At 52.9% G+C, this 1,326-nt stretch carries 1 protein-coding gene; it reads right to left on the reverse strand.

Annotation, left to right across the window (positions count from 1 at the left end; all coding sequences use genetic code 11):
• The coding region (locus tag K5Q92_RS24565; RefSeq protein WP_220771243.1) for a hypothetical protein at positions 1-1,326 on the reverse strand (1,326 nt) is incomplete at both ends.

Genomic DNA, 1,326 nt, shown 5'->3' on the forward strand with positions numbered 1-1,326 from the left:
TTCTTTCCCCTCCCCCTCTCCCCTCTCCTCCTCCTCTTCCTTCTCTCCTTCCCTCTCTCTTTCTCCTTCCCTCTCCTCTTCCTTCCTCTTCCTCTTCTCCCCTTTTTTTTTCTTCTCTCCTTCCTCTTCCTCCTTCTTTCCCCTCTTTTCCTCCCTTCTTTCCTTCTTCTTCCCCCCCTCCTCCCCCCCCCTCTTTTTTCTTCTTTTTCTTCTTCTTTCCTTTTTTCTTCCCTCTTTTCCCTTCCTCTTTTTCTCCTCTTCTCTCCCTCCTCCTCTTCCTCTTCTTTTTCTCTCCCCCTTCTTCCTCCTTCTCCCTCTCCCTCCCTTTCTTCTCTCCCTTCCCCTTCCTCCTCCCCCCTCCCCTTTTTCCTCCTTTCCCCCCCTTCCCTCCCCTCCTTTCTTTTCCCCTCCTTCCTTTCTCCCCCCCCTCTCCCCTCTTCCTTCCTTTTCTTTCCCTTTCTCCTTTCTTCCCTTTTCTTCCTTTTCTTTTTTTCTTTCTCCTCCCCTCCTTCCCCTTCCCTTTTTCTCTCTTTTTCCTTTTCCCTCTCCCCCTCCCCTCTCCCTTCTCTCTTTTTCTTCCCCCCTCCCCCTTCTCTCCCTCTTCTTCTTCCTCCTCTCCTTTTTCCTCCCCTTCTTCTTCCCTTTCCTCCTCTTCTCCTTTCCTTTCTCCTCCTTCTTCCCTTTTCTTTTTTTTCTCCTTCCCTCTTTCTCCCTCCTCCTTCCCCTCCCCTTCCCTTTCTCCTCCCCTTTTCTCTCCTTTCTCTCTCCTTCCTTCCCCTCCTCCCCCTCTCCTCTTTTTTCCTTTTCCCCCTTTCTCCCCCTTTCCCCCTCTTCTTTTCCCCCTTCCTTCCTCCCCTCCTTCTCTTCCTCCCTCCTCCTTCCTTTCCCTCTCCTTCTTCTTTCCCTCTTCCCCCTCTCCCTCTCCTCTCTTTCTCTCCCTTCTCCTCCCCCCTTTCTTCTCCTTCTCTCCCTCCCTCCCTTTCTCTCTTTCCTCCCCTTTTTCCCTCCTCTTCTCCTCCCTCCTCTTTTCCTCCCCTTTCTCCCCTCTTCCCCTCCTTCCCCCCCCTCCCTCTCCTCTTTCTTCCTTTTTCCTTTCTCCCTTCTCCCTCCTTCCCTTCCCTTCTTTTCCCTTTTTTTTTTCTTTTCTTTCCCCTCCCCCCCCCTCTCCTTTCCTCTTTCTCTTCTCTCCCTCCTTCTCCTTTCCTTTCTCCCTCTTTCCTTTTCTCTTCCCTTTCCTCCCTCCCCCCCCTTTCCTCCCCCTCTTCCTTCTCCTCTTCCTCTTTCTCCCCTTTCTTTCCCCCCTCCCCCCTTCCTTCCCTCCCCGTC

Origin of the sequence: Shewanella sp. MBTL60-007, assembly GCF_019654915.1 — a bacterium.
GTDB lineage: Bacteria > Pseudomonadota > Gammaproteobacteria > Enterobacterales > Shewanellaceae > Shewanella.